1 protein-coding gene and 1 pseudogene are annotated in these 1445 nt (G+C 67.5%); both read left to right on the top strand.

What is annotated here, in order from left to right; translation table 11 throughout:
* Positions 1–1017 (top strand): tyrosine-type recombinase/integrase (locus KBX37_RS33820; RefSeq protein ID WP_247659508.1); only part of this gene is annotated, 1017 nt, incomplete at its 5' end.
* Between the two features lie 153 nt (positions 1018–1170).
* A pseudogene (locus KBX37_RS33815) lies at positions 1171–1445 on the top strand (hypothetical protein); the annotation flags it as partial.

Below are 1445 nucleotides of genomic sequence, written 5' to 3'. Positions count from 1 at the left end.
CGCGGCTACGAATCCCACGTCCGCGTGCACCTCATCCCCCACCTCGGCGACGTCGTCCTGGACAAACTGCGCCCCCACCACATCGAGGACCTCATCGACAAGATCAAGCAACGCAACGCCGACATCGCCACCGCGAAAGCCAGCCCCGACCCCGACACCCGCGCCAGCGTCCGAGGGATGCGACCCACCGGACCCGCCACCATCTCCCGCATCCGCGCCAGCCTGCGCAAGGCGTTCAACGACGCCCTCGCCCGAGAGGTGGTCAGCGGCGTCACGAACCCCGCCACCCTCGTCAAGACCCCCAACGCTCGGGCCAAACCGATCGTGTGGGAACCGGAACGCGTCGCCAGGTGGAAGGCCACCGGTAAGGTCCCCGCCCGGTCATGGTCTGGACCGACGACCTTCTCATCCAGTTCCTGGACTACGCCGCCGAGCACACCCCGGACCTGCACCCCTGCTGCACCTCATGGCCTACCGCGGACCCCGTCGCGGCGAAGCATGCGGACTCCTCGACGCCGAAGTCCGCGTCGGCAGAGGCGAGGTCAGCATCGTCAACCAGATCGCCACCCACGGCTACGAGACCCGCCAGAAGCGGCTCAAGAGCGACGCCGGCAACCGCGAGGTCATCCTCGACCCCGACACCGTCGCCGTCCTCACCGCATACAAGGCCCGCCGCGCCGCCTGGCGCCTCGCCGCCGGAAAGACTGGCCCGACACGGGACTGTTCTCTGTCCGACCCGACGGCAACCCATGGCACCCCAACGCCGTCACCCAACGCTTCCGCCGCCTCGTCAAACAAGCCCGGCTGCCACCCATCCGACTGCACGACCTGCGCCACGGCGCCGCCACCCTCGCCCTCGACGCCGGCATCGACATCAAAGTCGTCTCCGACCAACTCGGCCACTCCACCACCACACTCACCCGAGACACCTACCAAAGCGTCGTCAAGCGGCTGCACCACGAAGCCGCAACCGCCGTCGCCGACAGAATCAAGAACAAGGGGCGCCGTACCGCCTGAGCGACCGACCTGGGTGATGGGTTGAAATAGCAGATCAGGGCCTGCGGTACTTTCTTCACCAACACCAATCGGTGAACAGGCGAAGTTCCTGCCGCGATGCCGGACGTCTCACATGAGGCGACAACCGATATCCACATTGGAGGCCATGATTCGATGAGTTCCTACACCATCACAATCGCCGCAGAGGATCCCAGCCGAGCGACCACAACCCTGAAGGTCGAGGTAAACGACACCACCCCGCGCATCACCGAACTGGTGGTACGCGCCGGACAGGGGGACGGGCTGACCGCGGGCCAGATCCCCGCGGTCGACCTGGACCTGCTCTTGAGGGCGATCGCGCCCGCCGCCGGCCAGCGGCAGGCGATAGCCACGCCCCCCATCGCCGTACCCGACGAGGCGCCCGCAGCCGGCGCCGTGCCCGTTGACGA

Origin of the sequence: Micromonospora sp. U56, from assembly GCF_018070095.1 — a bacterium.
GTDB classification, from domain to species: Bacteria; Actinomycetota; Actinomycetes; order Mycobacteriales; family Micromonosporaceae; genus Micromonospora; species Micromonospora purpureochromogenes.
Note: the sequence above shows the minus strand (reverse complement) of the source record. Positions and strands in the feature narration are given on the sequence as shown.